28 protein-coding genes are annotated in these 24,051 nt (G+C 66.0%); 11 read left to right on the top strand and 17 right to left on the bottom strand.

What is annotated here, in order from left to right:
* Positions 1-8: 8 nt before the first annotated feature.
* Complete coding sequence (gene argJ, locus NF551_RS06255; protein ID WP_227894759.1) at positions 9-1,190, bottom strand: bifunctional glutamate N-acetyltransferase/amino-acid acetyltransferase ArgJ; 1,182 nt, start codon at positions 1,188-1,190, stop codon at positions 9-11.
* Complete coding sequence (gene argC / locus NF551_RS06250; protein WP_227894760.1) at positions 1,190-2,221, bottom strand: N-acetyl-gamma-glutamyl-phosphate reductase; 1,032 nt, start codon at positions 2,219-2,221, stop codon at positions 1,190-1,192. The genes argJ and argC overlap by 1 nt, the downstream gene beginning before the upstream one ends.
* A 140-nt stretch (positions 2,222-2,361) precedes the next feature.
* Between argC and NF551_RS06245 the strand changes: the two genes are divergently transcribed.
* From NF551_RS06245 to NF551_RS06225, 5 genes are all read left to right on the top strand, one after another.
* The gene (locus NF551_RS06245; protein ID WP_227894761.1) at positions 2,362-3,327 is read left to right on the top strand and encodes a quinone oxidoreductase family protein; all 966 of its coding nucleotides are present in this window, start codon (positions 2,362-2,364) and stop codon (positions 3,325-3,327) included.
* Positions 3,328-3,534: 207 nt separating this feature from the next.
* Positions 3,535-4,167, top strand: a complete 633-nt coding sequence (locus NF551_RS06240) for a hypothetical protein (RefSeq protein ID WP_227894762.1) — start codon at positions 3,535-3,537, stop codon at positions 4,165-4,167.
* Positions 4,097-4,414 carry a helix-turn-helix domain-containing protein gene (locus tag NF551_RS06235; protein WP_349293301.1) on the top strand — a complete coding sequence of 106 codons (318 nt, stop codon included), beginning with the start codon at positions 4,097-4,099 and terminating at the stop codon, positions 4,412-4,414. The genes NF551_RS06240 and NF551_RS06235 overlap by 71 nt, the downstream gene beginning before the upstream one ends.
* An 83-nt stretch (positions 4,415-4,497) precedes the next feature.
* Positions 4,498-4,881, top strand: a complete 384-nt coding sequence (locus NF551_RS06230; protein ID WP_227894764.1) for a hypothetical protein — start codon at positions 4,498-4,500, stop codon at positions 4,879-4,881.
* Between the two features lie 282 nt (positions 4,882-5,163).
* Positions 5,164-5,493 carry a TfoX/Sxy family protein gene (locus NF551_RS06225; protein ID WP_227894765.1) on the top strand — a complete coding sequence of 110 codons (330 nt, stop codon included), beginning with the start codon at positions 5,164-5,166 and terminating at the stop codon, positions 5,491-5,493.
* A gap of 77 nt (positions 5,494-5,570) precedes the next feature.
* On the opposite strand, the gene pheT is transcribed toward NF551_RS06225, so the two are convergent.
* Positions 5,571-8,114, bottom strand: coding sequence for a phenylalanine--tRNA ligase subunit beta (gene pheT, locus NF551_RS06220; protein ID WP_227894766.1), 2,544 nt, complete (start codon positions 8,112-8,114; stop codon positions 5,571-5,573).
* Complete coding sequence (gene pheS / locus NF551_RS06215) at positions 8,115-9,191, bottom strand: phenylalanine--tRNA ligase subunit alpha (protein ID WP_227894767.1); 1,077 nt, start codon at positions 9,189-9,191, stop codon at positions 8,115-8,117.
* A gap of 152 nt (positions 9,192-9,343) precedes the next feature.
* Between pheS and NF551_RS06210 the strand changes: the two genes are divergently transcribed.
* The 4 genes from NF551_RS06210 (at position 9,344) to NF551_RS06195 (ending at position 11,805) form a co-directional block, all read left to right on the top strand.
* On the top strand, positions 9,344-9,802 hold the full coding sequence (locus NF551_RS06210; protein WP_227894768.1) for a hypothetical protein: 459 nt from the start codon (positions 9,344-9,346) through the stop codon (positions 9,800-9,802).
* A gap of 64 nt (positions 9,803-9,866) precedes the next feature.
* Entirely contained in the window at positions 9,867-10,898 is a 1,032-nt protein-coding gene (locus tag NF551_RS06205; protein WP_227894769.1) for an Rv2578c family radical SAM protein, read from the top strand.
* A 50-nt stretch (positions 10,899-10,948) separates the two neighbouring features.
* Positions 10,949-11,305: an ArsR/SmtB family transcription factor gene (locus NF551_RS06200; protein ID WP_227894770.1), complete on the top strand. Its 357-nt coding sequence runs from the start codon at positions 10,949-10,951 to the stop codon at positions 11,303-11,305.
* Positions 11,306-11,316: 11 nt separating this feature from the next.
* Positions 11,317-11,805: an SRPBCC family protein gene (locus NF551_RS06195; protein ID WP_227894771.1), complete on the top strand. Its 489-nt coding sequence runs from the start codon at positions 11,317-11,319 to the stop codon at positions 11,803-11,805.
* Positions 11,806-11,839: 34 nt separating this feature from the next.
* Here NF551_RS06195 and NF551_RS06190 read toward each other — a convergent pair whose 3' ends face one another.
* Positions 11,840-12,277, bottom strand: a complete 438-nt coding sequence (locus tag NF551_RS06190) for a (deoxy)nucleoside triphosphate pyrophosphohydrolase (protein WP_227895319.1) — start codon at positions 12,275-12,277, stop codon at positions 11,840-11,842.
* A 174-nt stretch (positions 12,278-12,451) separates the two neighbouring features.
* Between NF551_RS06190 and NF551_RS06185 the strand changes: the two genes are divergently transcribed.
* Positions 12,452-13,705, top strand: coding sequence for an MFS transporter (locus tag NF551_RS06185; protein WP_227894772.1), 1,254 nt, complete (start codon positions 12,452-12,454; stop codon positions 13,703-13,705).
* 6 nt (positions 13,706-13,711) lie between these two features.
* Here the strand turns inward: NF551_RS06185 and NF551_RS06180 are convergent, their stop codons facing one another.
* From NF551_RS06180 to infC, 4 genes are all read right to left on the bottom strand, one after another.
* Positions 13,712-14,614: a TrmH family RNA methyltransferase gene (locus NF551_RS06180; protein ID WP_423721338.1), complete on the bottom strand. Its 903-nt coding sequence runs from the start codon at positions 14,612-14,614 to the stop codon at positions 13,712-13,714.
* Between the two features lie 18 nt (positions 14,615-14,632).
* The gene (rplT, locus tag NF551_RS06175) at positions 14,633-15,289 is read right to left on the bottom strand and encodes a 50S ribosomal protein L20, sunset domain variant (RefSeq protein ID WP_227894774.1); all 657 of its coding nucleotides are present in this window, start codon (positions 15,287-15,289) and stop codon (positions 14,633-14,635) included.
* 125 nt (positions 15,290-15,414) lie between these two features.
* A complete protein-coding gene (rpmI, locus tag NF551_RS06170; RefSeq protein WP_055240480.1) occupies positions 15,415-15,609 on the bottom strand; it encodes a 50S ribosomal protein L35 in 195 nt (64 codons plus the stop codon).
* Between the two features lie 118 nt (positions 15,610-15,727).
* Positions 15,728-16,735 carry a translation initiation factor IF-3 gene (gene infC, locus NF551_RS06165; RefSeq protein WP_252604987.1) on the bottom strand — a complete coding sequence of 336 codons (1,008 nt, stop codon included), beginning with the start codon at positions 16,733-16,735 and terminating at the stop codon, positions 15,728-15,730.
* 392 nt (positions 16,736-17,127) lie between these two features.
* Here infC and NF551_RS06160 point away from each other — a divergent pair, with 392 nt between their 5' ends.
* Positions 17,128-17,550, top strand: coding sequence for a DUF1844 domain-containing protein (locus NF551_RS06160; RefSeq protein WP_227894775.1), 423 nt, complete (start codon positions 17,128-17,130; stop codon positions 17,548-17,550).
* A 71-nt stretch (positions 17,551-17,621) separates the two neighbouring features.
* Here NF551_RS06160 and NF551_RS06155 read toward each other — a convergent pair whose 3' ends face one another.
* The 8 genes from NF551_RS06155 to NF551_RS06120 all read right to left on the bottom strand — a co-directional run bounded on the left by NF551_RS06155 (position 17,622) and on the right by NF551_RS06120 (position 23,668).
* A complete protein-coding gene (locus NF551_RS06155) occupies positions 17,622-18,935 on the bottom strand; it encodes an MFS transporter (protein WP_227894776.1) in 1,314 nt (437 codons plus the stop codon).
* A gap of 28 nt (positions 18,936-18,963) precedes the next feature.
* Positions 18,964-19,812, bottom strand: coding sequence for an SseB family protein (locus NF551_RS06150; protein ID WP_227894777.1), 849 nt, complete (start codon positions 19,810-19,812; stop codon positions 18,964-18,966).
* A 5-nt stretch (positions 19,813-19,817) separates the two neighbouring features.
* Positions 19,818-20,567, bottom strand: coding sequence for a bifunctional 1-(5-phosphoribosyl)-5-((5-phosphoribosylamino)methylideneamino)imidazole-4-carboxamide isomerase/phosphoribosylanthranilate isomerase PriA (priA, locus tag NF551_RS06145; RefSeq protein ID WP_227894778.1), 750 nt, complete (start codon positions 20,565-20,567; stop codon positions 19,818-19,820).
* 27 nt (positions 20,568-20,594) lie between these two features.
* Positions 20,595-20,750: a hypothetical protein gene (locus tag NF551_RS06140; protein ID WP_227894779.1), complete on the bottom strand. Its 156-nt coding sequence runs from the start codon at positions 20,748-20,750 to the stop codon at positions 20,595-20,597.
* Positions 20,751-20,753: 3 nt separating this feature from the next.
* The gene (gene hisH, locus NF551_RS06135) at positions 20,754-21,392 is read right to left on the bottom strand and encodes an imidazole glycerol phosphate synthase subunit HisH (RefSeq protein WP_227894780.1); all 639 of its coding nucleotides are present in this window, start codon (positions 21,390-21,392) and stop codon (positions 20,754-20,756) included.
* Positions 21,389-22,006 carry an imidazoleglycerol-phosphate dehydratase HisB gene (hisB, locus tag NF551_RS06130; protein WP_227894781.1) on the bottom strand — a complete coding sequence of 206 codons (618 nt, stop codon included), beginning with the start codon at positions 22,004-22,006 and terminating at the stop codon, positions 21,389-21,391. Before hisB ends, hisH begins: the two co-directional genes overlap by 4 nt.
* A gap of 105 nt (positions 22,007-22,111) precedes the next feature.
* Entirely contained in the window at positions 22,112-23,212 is a 1,101-nt protein-coding gene (locus tag NF551_RS06125) for a histidinol-phosphate transaminase (protein ID WP_227894782.1), read from the bottom strand.
* 87 nt (positions 23,213-23,299) lie between these two features.
* Entirely contained in the window at positions 23,300-23,668 is a 369-nt protein-coding gene (locus NF551_RS06120) for a LysM peptidoglycan-binding domain-containing protein (RefSeq protein WP_227894783.1), read from the bottom strand.
* Positions 23,669-24,051 lie beyond the last annotated feature (383 nt).

Genomic DNA, 24,051 nt, shown 5'->3' with positions numbered 1-24,051 from the left:
GATCCCGTTCAGCTGCTGTACGCCGAGTTTTCGTGGACGTAGTCGGTGGTCAGGTCGTTGGTCCAGATGGTCGCGGATTCGCTGCCCGCAGCCAGGTCGATTTCCACACTGACCGCGCGGCCGGTCAGGTCAACGCCCTCCCGCGGGTCGCCGATGCCGCCGTTCCGGCAGACCTGCACCCCGTTGATGGTGACGTTGATCTGGTCCGGCTCGAACGCGGCGTCGGTGGTACCGACGGCGGAGAGCACCCGGCCCCAGTTCGGATCGTTGCCAAAGATGGCGGTCTTGAAGAGGTTCGACCGTGCGACGGCGCGGGATGCGGCTTCTGCGTCGGCCACCGTGGCGGCGTTGATGGTGGTGATGGCGATGTCGTGGCTGGCGCCTTCGGCGTCGGTGATCAGCTGCTGGGCCAGCGAGTGGCACACCTCGGTAAGTCCCCGGGTGAACTCCTCCGTGTCCGGAACAGTGCCGGAAGCGCCGGAGGCCATCAGGATCACGGTGTCGTTCGTGGACATGCAGCCGTCTGAGTCGGTGCGGTCGAACGTCACGGCGGTGGCGGCGCGCAGTGCCTGGTCCAGGGCAGCGGCGTCGAGGGCGGCGTCGGTAGTCAGCACCACCAGCATGGTGGCCAGGCCCGGAGCCAGCATGCCGGCGCCCTTGGCCATGCCGCCGATGCTGTAGCCGCTGCCTTCAAAGACGGCCTGCTTGGAGACCGTGTCCGTGGTCATGATGGCCTCGGCCGCCAGGGCACCGCCGTCGGAGGCCAGGGCCTGGGCCGCTGCTTCCGCGCCGGGCAGCAGCTTATCCATGGGCAGCTGCTCGCCGATCAGGCCGGTGGAGCAGACCAGGACGTCATTGGCGGAAACGCCCAGCAGGTCCGCGACCTTTTCGGCCGTGGCGTGGGTGTTCTGGAAGCCCTGGGGACCGGTGCAGGCGTTGGCGCCGCCGGAGTTCAGGAACACGGCGTCGGCCCGTCCGTCGGAGATGGCCTGCCGTGACCAGTGCACGGGAGCTGCGGCAACCCGGTTGCGGGTGAAGACAGCTGCAGCGGACTTGACCGGGCCGTCGTTGACCACCAGGGCGACGTCGCGGCCGCCGGAGGCCTTTAGGCCCGCGGTGACGCCGGCGGCGCGGAACCCTGCCGGTGCGGTGATGCCGGTGGCGGTGCTGCTGGACAGTTCGGCGGTCATTACGGTGCGACTCCCTGCTGGGTGAGCCCGGCGCCTTCCGGCAGGCCGAGTGCGATGTTCATGGACTGGATGGCTCCGCCGGCGGTGCCCTTGGTGAGGTTGTCGATCACGGCGGAGACGATCACCCGGCCCGCGTGCGGATCGAAGGCGAGCTGCAGGGCGGCGTAGTTTGAGCCGACCACCATCTTGGTGGCGGGCCACTGGCCTTCGGGCAGCACCCGGACAAAGGACTCCTCGCCGTAGGCCCTTTCCCAGGCGTTCCGCAGGGCGGCGGCGTCGACGCCGGGCCGGACCTTCGCCGTAGCGGTGGTGAGGATGCCTCGGGCCATGGGCGCCAGCGTCGGGGTGAAGGAAATGGAGACCTGCTCCCCCGCTGCGGCGGAGAGGCCCTGTTCGATTTCCGGGGTGTGCCGGTGCCCGCCGCCTACGCCGTAGGGGCTCATGCCGCCCATGACCTCGGAGCCGAGCAGATGCGGCTTAGCGGCCTTGCCCGCCCCGGAGGTGCCGGACGCGGCGACGATGACGACGTCGTCGGGCTCCAGCAGGCCGGCCGCGAAGCCGGGGGTGAGCGCCAGAAGCGAGGACGTGGGGTAGCAGCCGGGAACGGCAATGCGCTTGGCGCCGCGGAGCAGTTCGCGGTGTCCGGGCAGTTCGGGCAGGCCGTAGGGCCAGGAGCCGGCGTGCGGGGAGCCGTAGAACTTCTCCCAGGCGGCGGGATCGGTGAGCCTGTGGTCGGCGCCGGCGTCGATTACCAGGGTGTCGTCGGGCAGCTGCGCAGCGATTTCTGCACTGGCGCCGTGCGGCAGTGCCAGGAAAACGACGTCGTGGCCGGTCAGGTTTTCTACCGTGGTGTCCACCAGGACGCGGTCGGCCAGCGCGTGCAGGTGCGGCTGGAGTTCCCCGAGGCGGGACCCCGCGTTGCTGTGGGCGGTGATGGCACCAATTTCGACGTTGGGGTGGCCGGCGAGCAGGCGCAGGACCTCTCCCCCGGCGTAGCCACTGGCTCCTGATACGGCAACGGAAATCGTCATGGCATCCACCCTACAGCAGTTTTATGCATCAGGCTTCATAATTATGCATTGTGACTTCCGGGGCGTCCCCAGAGGCGCCCGGCCCGGAGCGGGCCTACGATGGTCCTCAATCCCGGCAACTTCACGGAAGAGGCAATCCCATGCACAAAGCCATTGTCGTCCCCTCACCCGGCGGACCGGAAATCCTGCGTTACGAAGACGTGGATCTGCCTGTCCCCGGTCCCAATGAAATCCTGGTGAAGGTTGCAGCTGCCGGGGTGAACTTCATTGACACCTACCAGCGCAGCGGCGTGTACCCCATGAAGTACCCGTTCATTCCTGGTTCTGAGGCGGCGGGCACCGTAGTCCAGGCCGGTCTTGACGTCGCCTCGTTCCGGGACGGGGACCGGGTGGCCACCGCCGAGGGAGGCGGAGCCTACGCCGAATACATGCTGCTCGATGCTGCCAAGGCGCTTCCCGTGCCGCACGGGGTTTCCAGCGAGGTGGCTGCCGCCCTGCCGCTGCAGGGCATCACAGCGCATTACCTCTGCAACTCCACCTATCCGGTGCAGTCCGGGGAAACAGTCCTGACGCATGCGGGTGCCGGCGGCGTCGGCCTGCTGCTTACCCAGCTGCTGAAGGCCAAAGGCGCCACCGTCATCACCACTGTTTCGACCGATGACAAAGCGGAACTCGCTGCCGGCGCGGGAGCGGACCATGTGCTGCGGTACGACGGCTTCGCCGACCGGGTCCGCGAGCTGACGGACGGGCGCGGCGTGGATGTGGTGTTCGACGGCGTCGGGAAGACCACGTTCGACGGTTCCCTGTCCAGCCTGAGGCCGCGCGGCATGATGGTGCTGTTCGGCGGGGCGTCGGGCCAGGTGCCGCCGTTCGATATCCAGCGGCTGAACGCCCTGGGGTCGCTGTACCTGACGCGGCCGACCATAAGGGATTACCTCCTCAGCGCCGAAGAGCGCCAGTGGCGTGCGCGTGAGCTGTTCGAAATGGTGGAGGCCGGAACCCTGGACGTACGGATCGGGGCCACCTATCCCCTTGCCGACGCCGCGAAGGCGCATGAGGACCTTGAGGGCCGTAAGACCACCGGCAAGGTGCTGCTGGTTCCGTAGGGATTGGGCTCAGGCGGTTTGTTAGCTGCCAGCCCCCTGGCGCTGATTCGGATTTCTGCTGCCGGTTTCGACTTCTGCTGACGGCTGGAACCGGCAGCAGAAACGCAAACCGGTCGAATGCTCAAAACAGCGACGGCAGACGGTTGCCATCCAAGCCAAGCCCCCATATTGTTTATCAATAATATTGATAATCGATATGGGGGAATAATGGCCAGCCTGACGCACACCGGAAAACCGAAGACCGTCCAGTTCGCGATGATCTCTGTCTGGCTCGTTGCCGGACTCGCAGTACTCGGGAGTGCTGTTGAGTCATTCGTTACGCTCTCCGGCCGGACTCCCCTGGCGTTCGGGGGTGCCGATCCCCGGGTCCAGCTCATCTCACTCCCCCAAATCAATCAGGCGCAGCTTCGCGAGGGTGCAGTCGGCTATCTGGTCGATATTCCGCTCTGGCTGCGTGCCTTGTGTGCGGCTCCCGCCCTGCTCTACGTGGCCCTCGCGCTGGTCGCGGCAGTTCTCTTGACAAGAATCCTGCGGGAAATCTCTGCTGGACGCCCGTTTGCAGCACCCGTGCGGAAAAACATGATGGCCCTTAGCCTCATCCTTATCGGTGCAGGGCTTCTTTACGGAACTCTCGACGCCGCCGCCGGCCGGGCCGTGTTCGAGGTAGCGAGCGACTTCCGCACCGAAGATTTCCCCCTCGGCGCAGACTACGCCGTGATCAGCACCGACGCTCCCCGGTGGCCGTACTTCATGATCACGAGCGGCGTCGTTGGACTGGCACTTTCCAGCGCTTTCAAAGCCGGCGGCAGACTGCAGGAAGAGAACGACGGACTTGTCTGAGACGCAGACCCCATCCGATCCCGCGCCAGACAGCGAACACAGGGTCGTATGCCATTTGGACCGCGTACTGCTCCAGCGGGGAATGACCCTGACTGAACTTTCCAGGCTCACCGGCATAACCATGGCAAACCTGTCCATCCTTAAAACCAACAAGGCCAAGGCGGTTCGTTTCACCACCCTGACAGCAGTCTGCGATGCCCTCGAAACCACGCCGGGTGAACTCTTCAGCATCGGCTCCCGGAATTGAAACACAGCGGGTGTCCCAAAGCGGAGCGGATGAGAGCTCCCGAACAGCGGGTTCCGTAGGATTGTGCGAGACTCGGCGTCGTGATGAGCACTAGAACCACGGATCGGGTCGCGATGCTCGACGCCGCGACAATCGCGCTGGCCGTCGGCGGGGTCCTGCTCGGCAACCTCATCGGCCTCCCGCCGGACGCCCAGTTCGCCCAGCTGGTGCTGATCGTTTTCGGACTGAACACGGTCATCCTGGTTCTCCGGGACCGCCGTGCCGCCGGCAGGCAGGACAAGGCTCGAACCCTTCAGCCCTCGCGCGGGCGCATGGCAGCCGCCTGCGGGTTCATGGCCTTTATCGTGGCCATAGCTGTTTACGCCGGCCTAACTCCGGGGCACGGTTGGATCGCAACCGGGCTTGTGCTCATCGGCTCGGGGGCAAGCATCCAGTTCCTGGTGGAGGACAGGAAGCTGCCCCGCTAGCCCTGCCCAAGACGCACCGGACGGAGCTGCAGTTTGTGCACCATTTCGCTGCAATCGGGGCGTGCAGCATGTCCGAACGTGCAGGGCTTCCCGCAGGTCTCCCCTCCCCCCCCCCCCAAAAAAATGACAACCGGCTCGCCGCATGCCGGGCCACGGAGCCGCGCATGGCTGGCCACCTGCCGGAACCCCAGCAACTCGGAACGAAACCGATTTCGCTGGGAATCCCAACCCGGGTCAGGCACAATCACGGCGAAGTGTCCGTCGCACCTTGCAGGAGGAATCATGCCGGAAAGCCCCCAGGATCTGCTGGTGCAGCGAATCCGCGAGACCCTGCAGACGCAGCGCTCGGTCCGGGAGAAACGCATGTTCGGGGGCGTGGCTTTTATGGTGGACGGGGGTCTGGCGGTCTCGGCAGGCCAGGACGGAGACCTGTTGGTCCGGGTCGACCCTGCGGAGTACGAAGACCTGCTGGCCAAAGGCGGACAGCCGGCCTTCATGGGCAGCGGCAGGCCGATGGGCCAAGGGTGGCTGAACGTACCCGCCGTCGAGGTTGACGACGACAAGGCCCTGGCCTGGTGGATCGCCGTCGGACTCACGTCAGAACGCACCTAGGGGCGGCACGCTGTCCCTCCCCGACACAACAGAACGCCCCGCCGGAAGTCCGGCGGGGCGTTCTGTTCACGATGAAATTACCGCTGCACGGCACCAAAACGCTCGGCGGCCAGCGCGACGGCGGCGGCCCGGGATTCCGAGGCTTCGTCGGCGGTCAGCGTCCGGTCCGGAGCGCGGAAGCGCAGCGCGAAGGCCAGGGACTTGCGCTCCGGCTCGATGCCCTTGCCGGTGTAGACGTCGAACAGAACGATGTTTTCCAGCAGGTCCCCGGCGCCTTCGCGCAGGGTTTCCAGCACGGACTCGGCCGGGATGTCTTCACCCACGATCAGCGCCACATCCTGCGTGGTGGCCGGGTAGGTGGAGATTTCCTTCGCCACGATCACGTCCGGAGCAGCGTCGAACAGGGCATCGGCGTCGAGCTCCAGTGCCACGGTGCGGGCCGGCATATCCCGGGCTGCGAGCAGCTTCGGGTGTAGTTCGCCGGCGTAACCAACGGTTTCGCCGCTGCGAAGCGAGATCTTCGCGGTGCGTCCCGGGTGGAAGGCTTGGTGTTCGCCCTGGCTGATCACCAGTTCGACGCCGAGCACGTCACCCATGAGCCGGGCGGTGTCGACGGCGTCGGCCCAGTCCCAGGTACGCGGAGTATGGCCGGCGCCGGCCGGTGACTCGTGGCCGGTGAACAGCACGCCGATGTGCAGCGGCTGGTCGGGGATGCCGTTGTACAGCCCGTCCAGCACGTCGTCGGAGGGCTTGATGCCCAGCGGCGGAATCGTCTCGGTGCCGTTCTGCTCTCCGGGCAGGAAGACCAGTGCCGATTCGAAGAGCGCCAGGTCGCGGAAGCCGCGCGAGAGGTTCCGCTTGGCGACGTCGAACAGGCCCGGCAGCACCGAGGTGCGCAGGTAGCCGAACTCGGCGGACAGCGGGTTGGCCAGCTTCACGGCCGGGCGCTGCTCGCCGGCAACCGGCGTGCCGAACGTGTTGTTGTCCGCTTCAGTAACGAACGGGTAGGACAGCACTTCGGTAAGTCCCGACGCCGCGAGGGACTGCAGGAGCCGGCGGCGCTGCTGCTGGACACGGGTGAGGCCACGGCCGGGAGGAGCTACAGGCAGGGTGGAGGGAATCTTCTCGTACCCCACCAGCCGGATGATTTCCTCAGTGAGGTCCTCACGTGTCTCCAGGTCGGTCCGCCAGCTCGGAGGAACCACCCGGAAGCCGCCGTCGGCCTTTTCCACGTAGGCGCCCAGATCGGTGAGCGTCCCGGTGATCTGATCCTCGGTGAAGTCCAGGCCGATCAGCTTGGCCGGGAAGTCCGCGGGCAGGAAGATGCTGCGGGTCTCCGGCGCGGTGCCGGCGTCGGTGATGGATTCATCGGCGGTGCCGCCGGCCAGTTCCACCAGGAGGTCGACGGCGCGCTGGGCGGCAATGTCGGCAACGTACCAGTCCACGCCGCGCTCGAAGCGCTTGGACGCTTCGGAGGGCAGCTTGTGGCGGCGGCGGGAGCGCCCGATGGACACTTCTTCGAAGTGGGCAGCCTCGATCAGCACGTTCTGCGTGGCGTCGGAGACCTCGGTGGTGGCTCCGCCCATCACGCCGGCGATGCCGATGGCACCGGACCCATCCGTGATCAGCAGATCTTCGGGATCCAGGGTGCGGACCTTCTCATCCAGGGTCTTCAGCGTCTCGCCCGGGTTGGCGCGGCGGACGACGATTTCGCCGGTGAGCTTGTCCAGGTCGTAGAAGTGCAGCGGCTGGCCCAGCTCGAGCATCACGTAGTTGGAAATATCCACCACCAGCGAGATGGACCGCATGCCTGCCAGGCGCAGGCGCGCGGACATCCACGGCGGCGTCGGCCGGGAGGGATCAACGCCGCGGACGGTGCGGGCCACGAAGCGGTCACAGCCGGCCTTGCCGTAGATCGGAGCTTCGTCGGCCAGGCGCACCGGGAACCCGGCGCCGTCGGCTTCCGGAACCTCCACCGTGGCGGCAGGATCGGTGAACTTGGTGCCGGTCGCGTGGGCGTACTCGCGGGCAGCGCCGCGGATCGAGAAGACGTAGCCGCGGTCGGGGGTGACGTTGATTTCCGCGGCCTGGTCGTAGAGACCCAGCAGCTCCATCGCGTCGGTGCCGACCTCGGGATCGAGTCCCAGGGTGGAGAGCACCAGGATGCCGTCGTGGTCCTCGCCAATACCGAGTTCACGCACGGAGGCGATCATGCCGGCGGAAACGTGGCCGTAGGTCTTGCGCGGGCTGATCCGGAAGTCACCGGGCAGCACGGCGCCGGGCAGGGTGACAACAACCTTGTCCCCCACCTCGAAGTTGTGCGCACCGCAGACAATGCCCTGCACGCCGGACGGGTCGATCCCGTCACCGGTGAGCGTCTGCTCGGCGCCCTCGGGCACCACGCGGACGGTGCACCAGTTGATGGTCTTGCCGTTCTTCTGCGGTTCGGGCTCCTTGGAAAGCACCTGGCCCACCACGATCGGCCCCTGCAGCTCGTCGGTGGGACGGTGGACGTCCTCTTCCTCCAGGCCAACCTTGACCAGCTCTGCCATGACGTCTTCGGCGGTTGCGTCCGCCGGAACCTGGGCATACTCGCGCAGCCAGGAAAGTGGGATTCTCACTTAGATCTCCATCCCGAAGTGTTCGCTGAAACGTACGTCGCCTTCGATCATGTCCCGCATATCCGATACTTCATTGCGGAACATCAGGGCACGTTCAATGCCCATGCCAAAGGCAAAACCTGAATAGACCTCGGGGTCGATTCCCGCGGCGCGCAGCACGTTGGGGTTGACCATGCCGCAGCCGCCCCACTCGATCCAGCGCGGACCGCCCTTGGCTCCGGGGTGCCAGATGTCCAGCTCGGCGCTCGGCTCGGTGAACGGGAAGTAGTTCGGGCGCAGGCGCACCTTCGCTTCATCGCCGAAGAGCACGCGGGTGAAGTGCTCCAGGGTGCCGACCAGGTCTGCCATCGTCAGACCCTTGTCGATGGCCAGGCCTTCGAACTGGTGGAACACGGGGGTGTGTGTAGCGTCGAGCTCGTCGGTGCGGAACACCTTGCCCGGGCAGAGCACGTAGATCGGCAGCTCGCGCTCGAGCATGGAACGGACCTGCACCGGGGAGGTGTGCGTGCGCATCACCAGGTGCGCCTCGGGCGGCTCAACGAAGAACGTGTCCTGCATTTCGCGGGCCGGGTGGTCCGGCTTGAAGTTCAGCGCATCGAAGTTGAACCACTCGGACTCGACCTCGGGACCTTCGGCGATTTCCCAGCCCATGCCTACGAAAATGTCGCTGACGCGGTCCTGCAGGGTGGAAAGCGGGTGGCGTCCGCCCATGCGGCGGCGGCGCGGGGCGGCGGTAACATCGACGGCTTCCTCAACGAGGATCCGGGCGTCACGCTCGGCTTCCAGCTCCACGGTGCGGGCGGCGAGCGCCTGGTTGATCCGTCCGCGGGCCGGGCCTACAACCTTGCCGGCGGCGGCCTTCTGGTCCTTGGGCAGCGAACCGATCTGGCGGTTGGCCAGGGACAGCGGGGACTTCTCGCCGGTGACTGCAATCCGGACGTCCTTAAGGCTGTCCAGGTCAGTGGCGGCGGCGATGGCTGCGAGCGCTGAATCGACGGCAGCGGTTATCGCTGACTCGTCCAGCGGATTGGGAGCCGCGTTGTCTGGGGAGTCCGTCCCCGGTGTGGAATTCGACATGTACCGTTCTTACCTGTTTCCGGCCGTGTTGATGTGGGTGAAAGTAAAAGGGATGCTGCAGGCAAAGGTACGCAGCCTGCGCCTACCAGTCTAACCAACTCACGCTCCCGGTCCCGGCAGTGTGAAGGCACCCCCTCCCTTAGCATGGGCGCATGACGTCAGCCTTGTCCCGTATGCAGGCACTGCGCCGCGCGGTAAACCTGGTCAACGGTACGACGGCGGCCGGCCTGCTGGCCGCCCGGATTGGCAGGGTGCGGGTTCGGAGCGGTCCCGGCGGATTGCTGCTCGCCGGCGGCTGGGAGCTGCCCCTGCCGCATGCCGCGGCATTCACCGTGGGCAATGTGGTCCTGTACCGTTCCCGCGTGGCCCGGGAGTTCGACGTCGCACCTGCCTCTTCCCTGCTGCGCCACGAGGCGCGGCACAGCTCCCAGTACGCGGTGCTGGGGCCGGCGTTCCTGCCGCTGTACTTCGCCGCCGCGGGGTTCTCCAAGCTGCGTACCGGGGACCCGGCGTCGTCGAACATCTTCGAAATCCTGGCCGGGCTTTCCGACGGTGGATACCGGCCCCGCCCCATGCGCCGAGAGGTCAGTTGCGGCTGCTTTCGACGCTGAAAAGAGCCGTAAGTGGCCTCTCGAGGGGTAGGCGCGCATTCGAACGTATGTTCTAATAGTGGGCATGAGGTGGCAGGAACAGGAACCGAAGGCAGCTCCGTCAGCAGACGCGCTGCTCCCCCTGCAGGGGCTGGTCCGCTCGGTGCAGACACCGGGGTTCGCGGGCGTGACGTTCCACGAGGTCCTCGCCAAGTCCGTACTGAACAAGGTTCCCCGGACGTCCTCCATGCCCTTTGGCTGGACAGTGAATCCATACCGGGGCTGCAGCCACGCCTGCGTCTACTGCTTTGCCCGCAAGACCCACAGCTACCTGGACCTTGATACCGGTGCCGACTTCGACAGCCAGCTGGTCGTGAAGATGAACGCCGCCGAGGTACTGCGCCGCGAACTCGCCCGCCCATCCTGGCAGTACGAGCACGTGGCCATGGGCGCCAACACCGACCCGTACCAGCGGGCGGAGGGCCGGTACAAACTCATGCCCGGCATCATCCGCGCACTGGCGGACAGTGGAACACCCTTCTCGATCCTGACCAAGGGCACTCTCCTGGCCCGCGACCTGCCGCTGCTGGCCGAAGCGGCGCAGCAGACCTCCATCAGCATGGGAATTTCGCTGGCCCTCCTGGATCCGGACCTGGCCCACCGGGTTGAGCCGGGCACGCCGTCACCCAGGGCCCGGCTTGACCTGATCCGGCGCATCCGTGATGCCGGCATGGACTGCAACGTGATGGCCATGCCGATCCTGCCCTGGCTGACCGACGGCGACGAGTCACTGGACACGCTCTTCTCCGCACTGGCCGACGCCGGCGCCACCTCCGTCACGGCCGGAGCCCTGCACCTGCGCCCGGGTGCCCGCGAGTGGTACCGGGGGTGGCTGGCCAGTGATTATCCGCAGCTTTCGGCACGCTACGACAAGCTGTACGACGGCGGCACTTACGCCTCGAAGGACTACCGCCAGTGGCTCGCGGGACGGATTACCCACTTCAAGAAGCGGCATGGCTTCGCCGGCAGAAACCAGTTCCTCGCCACGAGGGGCGCGGCCCGTCCGGCACCAACAACAGCGGCGGGCCTGCCGGTCGCAGCCGGAACACTTTTTTAGTTCCCGGAAGGTCTTGACCGGTGGCGCGGCGCGTTCTAAGTTACAACCAAATGGTTGTAGATACGTTGTCAGATGAAGCCGTGAACCGTCTGTTCCACGCTCTGGCGGACAGCACACGCAGGGATATCCTGCGCCGTGCGGCTGCCGGCGAGCTGTCGGTATCGCGGCTGGCCGAGGCCTATCCCATGAGTTTCGCGGCGGTGCAAAAGCACGTAGCGGTTCTTGAGGCGGCGGGCCTGGTCTCCAAGGAACGCCGCGGGAGGGAACAGCTCGTGTGCACCGCCCCGGACGCCGTCAACCAGGCACACCATGCCCTGGACGCGCTGGCAGAAGCCTGGGAAGGGCGGCTGAGCCGGATGTCCGACCTGCTGCGGCAGGAAACGCCCGGGAACCACCCCGGGGGTTAGGAAGATCAGCCATGAGCGTGAAAAGCATTGAGAAGGACTACGACACCCTGACCATCGCGGCCCTCGCAGAGTTCGAGGCAACACCTCAGCGAGTCTGGGAACTCTGGGCAGACCCGCGCAAGCTGGAAGGCTGGTGGGGTCCGCCGACCTACCCGGCCACTGTTCAGCAGCACGAGCTTGTCCCCGGAGGCAGCGTCACCTACTTCATGACCGGCCCGGACGGAAAAACCTACCACGGCTGGTGGACGGTGCTGGTCGTTGAAGCACCCAGGCAGCTGAGTTTCCGGGACGGGTTTGCTGACGAGGACGGGAGCCCGAGGGAAGACATGCCGATCACCGAAGTGACCGTTACGCTCACTGCCCGGGACGGCGGAACAGCTGCAGAAGTGGTGACAGCCTTTGCAGACCGGACCCAGATGGAGGAACTGATTTCAATGGGCGCGGTCGAAGGAGCAGCCGAGGCGATGTCGCAGATGGACGCAGTACTGGCGGCCGGCTAAAAAGTCCGGACAGCCCTCGGCTGGGCAGATGCGCTTATCCGGCCGGGGGCTGCTCCGCAGCTTCGAGGACGGCCGTGACGATTGGCAGGTCAGCCGGAATCCAGGGCAGCTCGGCAAGCTCCGGGGAATCCAGCCGGACCCAGCGTAGTTCGTCGTGGTCTTCAAGGGGCAGCGGCTCTCCGGCTGTCACTTCCACCAGCCAGACCCGCATGGCCGCCTTTGGGTTCAATGGCCACCCCTGCGCCAGCGGGCCGGTTACCTCGGCGCCCAGGGCTACCTCGACGCCAAGCTCTTCGGACAGCTCACGGTGCAGTGCGGCCTCACATGTCTCCCCCGGTTCCACTTTTCCGCCGGGGAACTCCCACATTCCGGCGTAGGCCTCGGGGGCAGTGCGGCGGGCAGCGAGCAGGCTCTGCGGATTAGCCAGGTCATCGACGATCGCTGCTCCAACTACCTGCTTGAGTTCTGAAATCGACACAGATCGAGTCTACGGTCCCGGCTGGACTAGAATTGTCAGCGACGGCACCGCGGCCGTCCGGCCCCGGCGACCGGCAGCGAAGATCCTTCCCTGCAAGCCGGGCCTTCCAGACGCGCCCGTGTCCTCCACGGCTCCGCGGCCACCGCTGATCGAAAGCACTCTGCATCCATGCCTTCCACGAGCGCTGCGGCGTCCAAAACCCGCAATGTTTCCCTTGCCATCACGGCCCTGGCCGCCGGCGGTTTTGCCATCGGCACCACCGAGTTCGCGATCATGGGCCTGCTGCAGGAGATGGTGGCCGATCTGCGCGTCTCCGTCCCTGAGGGCGGCCACGTCATTTCCGCCTATGCCCTCGGCGTCGTCGTCGGCGCGCCGCTGCTGGCCGCAGCCGGAGCCAAGATGCCGCGCAAATGGCTTGCCCTTGGCCTCATGGCGTTCTTCGCCATCGCCAACCTCTCCTCCTTCTTTGCCCCGGACTACGGCTGGCTGCTGGTCACCCGGTTCCTTTCCGGGCTGCCCCATGGGGCGTTTTTCGGCGTCGCGGCAGTGATCGCCGCTTCCCTGGTGGCGCCTACCCGGCGCGGCTGGGCCATCTCCATGGTCATGCTGGGCCTGAGCATCGCCAACGTGATCGGGGTGCCGTTCGCCACCTGGCTGGGCCAGCAGGCGGGATGGCGTTGGATGTTCGTCCTTGTGGGGGCCATTTCCCTGGTGACCGTCGCCCTGGTGGCCAGGTTTGTGCCCTTCCAGGCCGCGCATCCCGAGGCAAGCATCCGGCGCGAACTGAGTGCCCTGCGCAGGATGCAGATGTGGCTGGCTCTGCTGGTCGGCACAGTCGGCTTTGGCGGTTTCTTTGCGGTGTACACCTACATCTCCCCCACCATGACCGAGGTAGCGGGCTTCTCCATGGGCGTGCTGCCGCTGATCGTTGGCCTCTACGGAGTGGGACAGGTGGTCGGCAACATCGTGGGCGGCCGGATCGCGGACAAGTCCGTCATGGGCAGCATCTACGCTGTCCTCGCCGGAACCGTCCTAATCCTGGCCATCTATGCGTGGGGTGTGCAGTACAAGGCCAGCGCCATTGTGCTCGTCTTCCTGGTCGGCGCCATCGGTTCAGCACTGACACCGGCCCTGCAGACCCGGCTGCTCGATGTCTCCCCCGGAGCCGCGTCGCTGGCATCGTCCCTGAACCACGCCGCCCTGAACATGGCCAACGCCCTCGGCGCCATGGCCGGCGGCCTCGTCATTGCGTGGGGCTGGGGCTTCCAGTCCCCCGCGATAGTCGGCGCCGTACTGGCACTGATGGGGCTGGGTGTGGCGCTGCTCAGCGGCGCCCTGGACCGCCGTCGGCCGGCCCAGCAAGCCGGTAAGAAGGCTGCCGGCACACAGGAGGCGTCCACGGCCGAGGAAATCTCGCGGTAGGAGCGCTTAGCGGTTCTGTGCCCGCGCGGAAGCGTAGAGGCACACTGTGGCGGCCGTTCCCACGTTGAGGCTTTCAGCCTGCCCGTACACGGGGACGGCGACGCGGAAATCCGCTGCTGCAAGTTCGGCGTCCGACAGGCCCTGGGCTTCGTTGCCGAAAAGCCATGCAGTCTGGTTCTCCAGCCGAGGCCCTGATGTGCCCGTTGCTTCGGCACCGGGTGCCAGACGGCGCACAGCAGACTCATCCTGCAGCGCATCGAGGTCCTGGCTGCCGTAGCCGTCCGCGGCCAGGATGGTAATGCCGGCCTGACGCAGCGCATCGGCGAGTTCGGCAAACTCCACACCGGAGACAACGGGTAAGTGAAAGAGGGAGCCGACGGTGGAACGCACGGCCTTGGGATTGTGGATGTCCACGCTGGAAGCCGTCAGGATGACGGCGTCGGCGCCGGCGGAGTCTGCGGCACGCAGGATGGTGCCCGCGTTGCCCGGATCACGTACCTCGCACATCACGGCGATCAGCTTGGGCGCGGTTGCGAGGACCTCTTGAAGAGTTGGTGACTGCATTCTGCAGACCGCCACGATCCCCTGCGGCGACACGGTGTCCGCCATGGCAGCGAGGACCTCATCTGTTGCCAGCCGGAGCGTTGTCCCGGCCGCAAGGCCGGCCAGCTCGGGCAGCCGCTGAAGGCAGGCCTCGGTGGCATACGCCTCGACGACGACGCCGGGCAGGCCCGCCTCCACAGCGTGGCGGTGAGCCAGAAGAGCTTCGCGGACAGCCTGCGGGCCCTCAGCCAGGAACAGCCCGGTCTTTAAACGCGCCGAACGCCCCGCCAGCTTCGCTGCTTCCTTCACCCGATCGGCTCGGGGATTGGACATCAGCGGCGCTGGGGAGCGTCCGGCGTCAAACATGTTCAGCAGGTACCGAAATTAGCCCTGGAACTTCTGGCGGTTTTCGCCGCCAGCAGGCTCCAGGCCGGCAGCCTTGGCTGCTTCCACGGAGTTGAACCAGTACTCGGGTACGGTCTGCTCGTACCAGGTCGAACCCGGAACGTGGTACTTGCCGGTCGTGGCGCCCTTGATGACGTAGCCCTCGGGAGCGTCACCTTCGGAAGCCTTGAAGCCGCCGTCGACAACGGTTGCGGTGGCAGCCGGAGCGGACTTGGCAGCAGCCTTGGCCGGTGCGGTCTTGGCAGCCGGAGCTGCAGCAACGGCCGGAGCCGAGGTGTCGGACGGCAGGGCGTCCTTGGCAACCTGGACCAGAGTGGCGAACGCGTTGGCGTCGTTCACGGCCAGTTCAGCCAGCATACGGCGGTCAACCTCGATCTCAGCGGCCTTCAGGCCCTGGATCAGACGGTTGTAGGTGAGGCCGTTGGCGCGGGAAGCAGCGTTGATGCGCTGGATCCACAGGCGGCGGAAGTCGCCCTTGCGCTTGCGGCGGTCACCGTAGCTGTACACATACGAGTGCAGCAGCTGCTCTTTGGCCTTGCGGACCAGGCGCGAACGCTGTCCGCGGTAGCCCTTTGCGCGCTCGAGGATAACCCGACGCTTCTTATGGGCGTTAATCGCCCGCTTCACACGTGCCACGTGCGTACTCCTTAGAAATATGTCCCGCGCACTTCTTCTGTGTGCATTGGCCTGAATGAGGCCACGGGAAAGCTAGATGGTTTGCGGAGCAGTCCTTGGCGAACCGCGCCTGGGGGAAGGATCGGCTACTTGCCGAGCATCTTCTTGATGACCTTGGCCTCGCCCGGGGTGACGATCTTGTCACCGGCGAGACGGCGGGTCAGGCGGGAGGACTTGTGCTCCAGGTAGTGGCGGCGGTTAGCCTGCTGGCGCTTGAGCTTGCCGGTACCGGTCAGCTTGAAGCGCTTCTTGGCGCCACTGTGGGTCTTCATCTTCGGCATGACTACCGATCTCCTTTTGGTTTCCGCGGGACAAGCCCGCGGGGATATGGACACCCGTAAACAGGTGTCAGGGTTTTCCTAGGGACGCCTGGGCGTACTTAGCGGTGTTGTGCTGTGCCTACTCCGCCGTGCCAGGCTTTTTCTGGCCGGCTCCCGGAGCGGGTGCCTTGCCAGCAGGCTTGGTTGCAGCAGGCTTCGCTGCAGCAGCAGGCTTGGGCCGGGCAGCAGGCTTGGGCGCGGCCGGCTTGACGGCCGTCGGCTTCGGCACTGCCATCGGCTTGGGCGCTTCGGCCGGCTTGGCTTCGGCTGGTGCCTTGGCAGCCGGCTTGGCGGCCTGGGCGGGCTTTGCCGCAGCAGCCTTGGCGGCTTCCTCGGCGCGGCGGGCATCGGCAGCAGCCTTGTCCGCAGCAGCCTTGGCAGCCTGCGCTGCCTGTTCCTTCTCGGCTGTTTCCTTCTCAGCGCGGGCCTTGTCGGCCTCTGCTGCGGAGGAGCCAAGACGCAGTCCGTCCGGCAGGAGGTCTGCCAGGCTCTGCGTCATCGGGGCCTTGTCGGCGCTGGTGTCAACCCGTGCCGGAGCCTCGCCGTTCTTGGCAGCTTCGTTGGCGGCCTTCGCCTCGGCGCGCTGGGATGCGCGGCGGGCTTCAGCCTTGGCTTCAGCCTTGTTCTTGAGGGGCCCGATCACCATGACCATGTTGCGGCCGTCGATGCGGGGGCTGGACTCAACCACACCCACCTCTGCGACGTCCTCAGCGAACTTCTGCAGCAGGCGGATACCCATTTCAGGCCTCTGCTGCTCACGTCCGCGGAACTGGATCATGGCCTTGACCTTGTCACCCGCGCCGAGGAAGCGAATGGCATGGCCGCGCTTCGTCTCGTAGTCGTGGGTGTCGATCTTCAGCCGGAAACGGATTTCCTTCAGGACCGTGTTTGTCTGGTTCTTGCGTGCCTCACGGGCCTTGACTGCGGCTTCGTACTTGTACTTGCCGAAGTCCATTAGTTTGCACACCGGCGGCTTGGCCTGCGGTGCTACCTCAACAAGATCCAGGTCGGACTCCGCTGCCAGTCGCAGGGCGTCCTCTATCCGGACCACACCTACCTGTTCCCCAGCCGGTCCTACCAACCGCACCTCAGGGACACGGATCCGATCATTGATTCTTGGCTCGCTAATGTTGCAGCTCCTGTTTGACTCAAAACGGCTACCGCCTGCAAATGAAGAAGGCCCCCAATTGCACGCGCAATCGAAGGCCTCGAAAGGTCAGCCGACACCGGAAATCCGGTGCTCATTCCCGGCGGCATCCGAAGATGCTGCCCGGGAAGGGCCGACCTGAACCCGGCAACTCTGATCCTGTCCGTAGACTGGTTTAATCAGGCTGACGCGGGTGGGAGAGTCTCCGCTTGCATACCGGCTGAACACTTGAAAAAGCAGCTCACCGCAATGTTCCCATTGGTGCTCCCCGGGGGGAGCTGCGAGCTGCCGTAAATAACGTCAACCGGTCGGTCTGTGACAAGCTTACCAGTATGAGTACCCCACAGAGCAATCCGGCTGGCGAATCTGCCCGCCACTCCTTCCCTGGAACCTCAGAGGAAGACCATTCACACGAGTCAACTCCCGTTTCATCCCAGGTCCGGGATATCGCCGAAGTAGCTGCGGTCGAAGTCATCACCACCGCCGCGGTCCACCTCATGAGCGCCGCCGCTGTGAAGTGCGGACTGGCTGAGGGTTCCGATGCCGAGGACCTTAAGGACCTTGACGAGGCCCGCAAGCTGATCACCGCACTTGCCGGATTCGTCACGGCCGCTGCTCCGGAAATCGGCAGCCAGCACGCCCGCCCGCTGCGGGACGGCCTCCGTTCCCTGCAGCTGGCCTTCCGCGAGGCTTCCCTGGTTCCCGACGCGCCGGGCCAGGGCCCGGGCGAGAAGTTCACGGGCCCGGTCAACTAACCACATCCCGCCGCAAAGCCAAAGAGCCCGGAGAGCAATCCTCTCCGGGCTCTTTGCCTGTCCGGACGAATCTAGACGCGGGCCGATCGCCTGGTGACGAGGGCGCGGGCCCCGAGAGTTATCAGGACCATCAGGGCTGCCGCCGTTCCGGCGAAAGCGAATCCGGACGCGGGACCAATGGTGTCGATGGCAGCACCGGCCAGCGGAGCACCGATGGCAGTGCCGGTCGTGAGTGCGGAGCCGTACCATCCCATGGCTTCGCCGCGGCGCTCCTCGGAGACCAGGTCAGCCACACGCTCGGACGCGGCAGAAAGCACCGGCGCGCAGAGCAGGCCGCCGGGAATGGAGAGCAGCGCCAGGCTCATCGTGTCGGTGGCCAGGGACATGGGCAGTGTCAGCAGTGCCATGCCCAGCAGCAGGAGCATGGGAGAAATCTTGCGGTTCATGGCTCCGTACACCAGGCCGCCCACCAGCGAGGCAGCACACCAGACGGCGAAGACGATGCCCAGCTCTCCGGGGTTGCCCGTGGACTCCACCATCGCCACAATCCCAACGTCGCTGCTGGCCAGGAGCACTCCGGCACCTGCAGCAACAACGAACACAACGGCAACGCTCAGTGTCACCCAGGAGAATCCGGCAGAGAACCGGTGCAGGATTCCTCCTCGTGACGGGTCTTCGGCCTCGGCCTGTTCGGCGGCAGCCTGCGCCAGCTCCACGGCCGGCTCCCGCAGGTGGGCGGGAGCAGCGGTGACGACGGCTGCGGTGGCTGCTTCGACGTCGTGTTCAGGAAGGGCGCCGGTGGCGGCGGAACGTGTGGGCGGGTTGAACCACATCAGGAAAAGCCCCGCGGCCGCAGTCGAGAGACCAACCAGGGTTAGGCCGACGACAGTCGAGAGTGAGGTAGCCAGGACCGCGCCTACCGCCGGGCCTCCCATGAACACGATTTCGGTGGCAATGGAGTCCAGGGTGAAGGCCGTGCGCCGTTTGTCTCCGGTCGCAAGGACGCCCAGGGACTGACGGACAACACTGAAAACGGGAAGCGTGAACAGTCCGCCGATGAGCGCCAGCACCAGGAGCCATTCGTAGCTCACGTGCGGGGCAACGGACCAAATTACGGCTTCGGAGATCACGGACGGAATCAGTGCGCGGCGAAGTCCCACGTTGTCCACGCGGCGTCCGCGCCACGGTGCGCCCACGGCGATGCCAATGGTGACCAGGGCAGCCACAGCTCCTGCAGCGGCATATCCCTTATCCAGGGTCAGGACTACATGGAGGGTCAGCAGAACTCCGGCAGCGGCGTGCGGAAAACGGGCCAGCATGCCGACAAGGAGCAGACGACGGACCGGGACGATGGAGAGCAGATCCCGGTAGACGCTAAAGTTCACAGCACTTCTCTTCTAGCCTTGCGGCCGGTCAGCGCGTGATTTTCAGTTCCAGTGAATCAACGCGCTCAACGAATTCGGGGTGGGCGGCCAGGCGCTGCTGCAGCGCGGCCGCTACTGTTTGGAGACCGGAGGCATCCAGCCCGGGTGCCAGCTGGAGCGTCACCCGCAGCTCGGGTCCGGAGCCTCCGCCGGAAACCAGCGTACCGCCTGCCGTCCGCGACACCACTCCCGATCCTGCCGAGAGCTGTACCTGCCGGACGGCGGGTTCCTGTGCCGCTGCCTCGGACACCACACCGGGGAGGGACGGGTCCGCGTAGCACGGTATCCATTCCCGCTGCTGGGCCAGCGCCCACATGGCCGGGCGCCGCACCACGAAGGTGACGTCGCTTCCGGGATCGATGACAAGCAGCTGGGCCTCTTCCGAGACTGCCGAGAGCGCGGCCCGCGGCGCATAGACGGCCACAGGACGGGCCTTGGGATGCCAGCGTGCCAGCGAATCGACGGAGGAGAACACCGGCAGCGCTTTCCGTCCGTCAGGTGCCGTCAGCGTCACCAGGGCAAGATCTGCTTCCTTGTCCGCTGCCAGCCCGTGGGCGGATTGTGCTTCCTCCCCCAGGGTCGCAACGATGGCCACGTATACCCGGGCAGTGGCGAGGGAGGCCACGACGTCAGCTTCGCTGCCCTCCCCCGAAACCAGTGCCGCCGCAGCGGCTGTGTAGCCCGGATCGGGCTGGCCGTCATCCTTGTCGAACTGGTGGAGGGGGTTGCCCTCCCCCTCCAAGCTGCGCCCGGCCCAAGGCTGTCCTGCAGAGTCCGCGGCACCGCCGGCCCCGGCGAGGGCGGCAGCGATGTGCCCGGGCAGTTCACGCTTGGCCATGGCTGCTAGCGCTCCGGGTGTCCTGCGATGTCGAAAGCCTGCGGAAGGGTGAAAGCTCCGGCGTACAGTGCCTTGCCCACAATGGTGCCTTCCAGGCCCAGCGGAACCAGTTCGCGCAGGGCCGCGAGGTCGTCGAGGCTGGAGATGCCGCCGGAAGCGACGACGGGGCGGTCGGTGCGTGCCAGCACGTCCCGAAGCAGATCCACGTTGGGGCCGCGGAGGGTCCCGTCCTTGGTGACGTCGGTAACGACATAACGCGGGCAGCCGGCGTCTTCCAGGCGGGCGAGGACTTCCCAGAGATCCCCGCCGTCCTTGGTCCAGCCGCGGGCAGCCAGCGTGGTGCCGCGGACATCAAGGCCGACGGCGATCGCCTCGCCGTAGCGGGCGATGGCGCTTGCGGTCCATTCCGGGTTTTCCAGGGCAGCAGTGCCCAGGTTCACGCGGCGCGCACCAAGTTCAAGTGCCTTTTCCAGCGAGGCGTCATCGCGGATGCCGCCGGACAGCTCCACCTTGATGTCGAGCTGCTCGACGACGCGCTTGAGCAGCGGCAGGTTGCTCCCGCGGCCGAACGCTGCGTCCAGGTCAACCAGATGCACCCACTCGGCGCCGTCGTTCTGCCAGGCCATGGCGGCGTCGAGCGGGTCACCGTAGCTGGTCTCGCTGCCGGCCTCGCCCTGGACCAGGCGCACGGCCTGGCCGTCAGCCACGTCGACGGCAGGGAGGAGTTCGAGAATGGGTGTTTCGATGAGCGGCATGGTTCTGCTTTCAGTAACGGTTCCGGCCTAGAGGCCGTAGGTGAGGAGGTAGGCACCGAGCAGGGACATCCCTGCCAGGACCCAGAAGCTGATGCTGACGAACCGGGGAAGACCCTGCCGCCGGAAGGAGATTGCTCCACCGATCAGCAAACCGGCGAGGCCCATGAGGACAACACTCCACATGGCCTACCCCAGGCCCTTCAGCCAGTTTTCGAGCAGGGCGGCGCCGGCGTCCCCGGACTTCTCCGGGTGGAACTGGGTCGCGCTGAGCGGCCCGTTCTCCACGGCTGCCACGAAGGGTCCACCATGATCTGCCCAGGTCACCAGGGGCGGCTGCATCGCCGGCTGGGTAACGTCGAAGTCCCACTTCTGCACGCCGTAGCTGTGCACGAAATAGAAGCGCTCATCCTCGATCCCGGCGAACAGCTTGGATCCGGCCGGGGCTTCAACGGTGTTCCAGCCCATGTGAGGCACGACGTCGGCGGCCAGGCGCTCAACAGTGCCGGGCCACTCGCCCATGCCCTGGGTGCGCACGCCGTGTTCCACGCCTTCCTCGAAGAAGACCTGCAATCCAACGCAGATGCCCAGGACCGGGCGTCCGCCGGCCACCCGGCGGCCGATCATCCGGAGCGCATCCACGTCCTTGAGACCCTGCATCACCGAGGCGAAAGCTCCGACACCGGGCACAAGCAGGCCGTCCGCCTCCAGCACGTCGGAGGACTTCGCGCTCAGCGTGACATTGGCGCCAACCCGTTCCAGGGCGCGCACTGCCGAGTGGATATTCCCGGACCCGTAGTCCAGGACCGTGACGTTGGGCCCGCTCACAGCGCCCCCTTCGTGGAGGGAATGCCCTCGACACGCGGATCCGGCTCAACGGCAGCACGCAGTGCACGGGCGAAGGCCTTGAACTGCGCTTCGACGATGTGGTGCGGGTCGCGCCCGCCCAGAACGTTCATGTGCAGGCAGATCTGCGCGTGCAGGGTGATCGCTTCGAAGACGTGGCGGGTCAGGGAACCCGTGAAGTGCCCGCCGATCAGGTGGTATTCCTGGCCGGCCGGTTCGCCGGAGTGCACCAGGTACGGGCGGCCGGAAATGTCCACGACGGCGTTGGCGATCGCTTCGTCCAAGGGGACGGTGGCTTCACCGAAGCGGCGGATGCCCGCCTTGTTCCCCAGGGCGGTCTTCAGCGCCTCGCCGATGCTGATGGCCACGTCTTCCACGGTGTGGTGGACATCGATGTGGGTGTCGCCCGTGGCCTTGACCGTGAGATCGATCAGCGAGTGCTTCGCCAGCGCGGTGAGCATGTGGTCGTAGAACGGAACCGACGTGCTGATGTCAGAACGGCCGGTGCCGTCCAGATCCAGTTCTACGAGCACGGATGATTCGCTGGTGGTCCGCTCGAGGCGGGCGGTGCGGCCGGTGGCGGTCTCCACGGTCATGAAAGTTCCTTTGGAAGAAGTGAGGTCTAGTTACCAGTCTAGTGTTTCCCGGAGGGGGTTACCTCGCCGGGAGCAGCGGCTGCCTGCCGCCGCAACGACGGCGCTTTAGGCGCCGAGCAGCTCCCGCAGCCTGGTCAGGAAAGCCGTCGTTTCCGCTTCCGTGCCGGCCGTCACGCGAAGATGTCCGGGAATGCCGACGTCGCGGATCAGGACGCCCGCTTCGAGGAGTCCCTGCCAGATCCGCTTCGGGTCTTCCACTCCCCCGAAGAAGACGAAGTTGGCGTCTGATGCGGCAGGCTGCAGGCCGAGTTCGGTCAGCTCTGCGACAATCCGGTCACGCTGGACTTTGATGTCCTCAACGTTGGCCAGCAGTGCATCGGCGTGGGCCAGCGCTGCGTTGGCCGTGGCCTGTGTGACGGCCGAGAGATGGTAGGGAAGCCGGACGAGCCTCAGCGCATCCGTGACCTCGGGGGCAGCCGCCAGATACCCCAGCCGTGCGCCGGCCAGGGCGAATGCCTTGCTCATGGTCCGGGACACAATCAGGCGTTCCCGGCCGGGAAGCAGTTCAAGGGCGCTGGGGGTACCGGCGTGGGAGAACTCTGCATACGCCTCGTCCACGATCACTATCGCGTCGCTTGCGGTGCCGGCCTCGTAGACGGCCTCGACCACGTCCAGCCCAAGGGCGGTGCCGGTGGGATTGTTCGGGGTGCAGAGGAAGACGATGTTCGGTGCTGCTGCACGGACCTGTTCCGCGGCGGATTCGGCGGAGAGGGTAAAGTCCGCTGCTCTGTCGCCGGTGACGTAGCGGGTTCCCGTGCCGCTGGCGAGCAGCGGATACATGGAATAAGTGGGCGGAAAGCTCATCGCCGTACGTCCGGGACCACCGAAGGCCTGCAGGATCTGCTGCAGTACCTCGTTTGATCCGTTGCCCGCCCAGATGTTCTCAATGCCCAGTCCGTGGCCCAGATAGCCGGCGAGGCGGGTGCGCAATTCGGTGAATTCACGGTCCGGGTAGCGGTTGAGCCCCGAGACGGCCCGCTGGACAGACGCAGTGATCGCGTCCTGCACCTCCTGCGGCAGGCCATGGGTATTTTCGTTGACGTTCAGCAGGATGGGGACATCCAACTGCGGCGCACCGTAGGGCGTCAGCCCGCGGAGATCGTCGCGCAGGGGAAGGCGGTTCAGTTTTTCCAGCTGTTCAGTCACCAGTACAGCTTAAGGCGCACGCTGCCGGGGAGCAGAATCCGTGTAGCCCGGTGACGGGTCCCGGTGGCAGGACGACTCGGAACGCAGTTAGCCGGCGACCGGAATGTAGAGCTGGGCCCCTGCGGGAACCGTTGCGTCAGAGAGGTTGTTCAGCTCCATAATGTCGGCCACGACGGTCCGTGGATCCTGCTCCGGCGCATATTCGGCAGCCAGGCCCCAGAGGGTGTCACCCGTGCTGACGCTCACCTGCTGGGTACGGGTCAGTTCTCCGCCGCCGCCTGCGGCCAGTGCGGGTGCCGTGAAGAACCCGGCGAACGTCAGCAGGGCGGCACCGCCGAACATGATCGGGGCGCCAATGAGGAGCAGGCGGCCCCGGCGCGTCAGGCGAAGCGGGGCGGGGGCTTGCTGTTCCACCGGCTGGTGGGCGGTGCGTGCTGCCGAGAGCTGGACTGTCATGGCAAAACCTTTCCGGAGCGGAGCCTGCCCGTACCGGTGCTGCTGCACCGGACCGGGCTGGTTCGAAACTGGGTTCGAACAGTTGGCGACCTTGAATCGAACATGTATTCGATTCGTTCTGTTCCTTTTCTAGCATCTATCTACGAACGATGTCGAGACTCACTCGAACAAATGTTTGAAAATGACCCTCCGCTCCCCTAGCGTGGATACCGGCGGCGTCACTTGTTTATCGTTCGGACTCAGGCAACCACCCGCCACTGACATTGCCGACATTGCCGCCCTCCGGTTCGCCGGAACACTCGAAGGGAAGCCGAAGTGCCCCGTAGGAACAACTCCGAAGGCAGGAGCGCTGCCGCGGCCGCCGCCGATGCCCCGCGGCCCCG

The sequence above is a fragment of the Arthrobacter caoxuetaonis genome (assembly GCF_023921125.1).
Lineage (GTDB): Bacteria > Actinomycetota > Actinomycetes > Actinomycetales > Micrococcaceae > Arthrobacter_B > Arthrobacter_B caoxuetaonis.
This window is presented reverse-complemented; position numbering and strand designations above follow the sequence as displayed.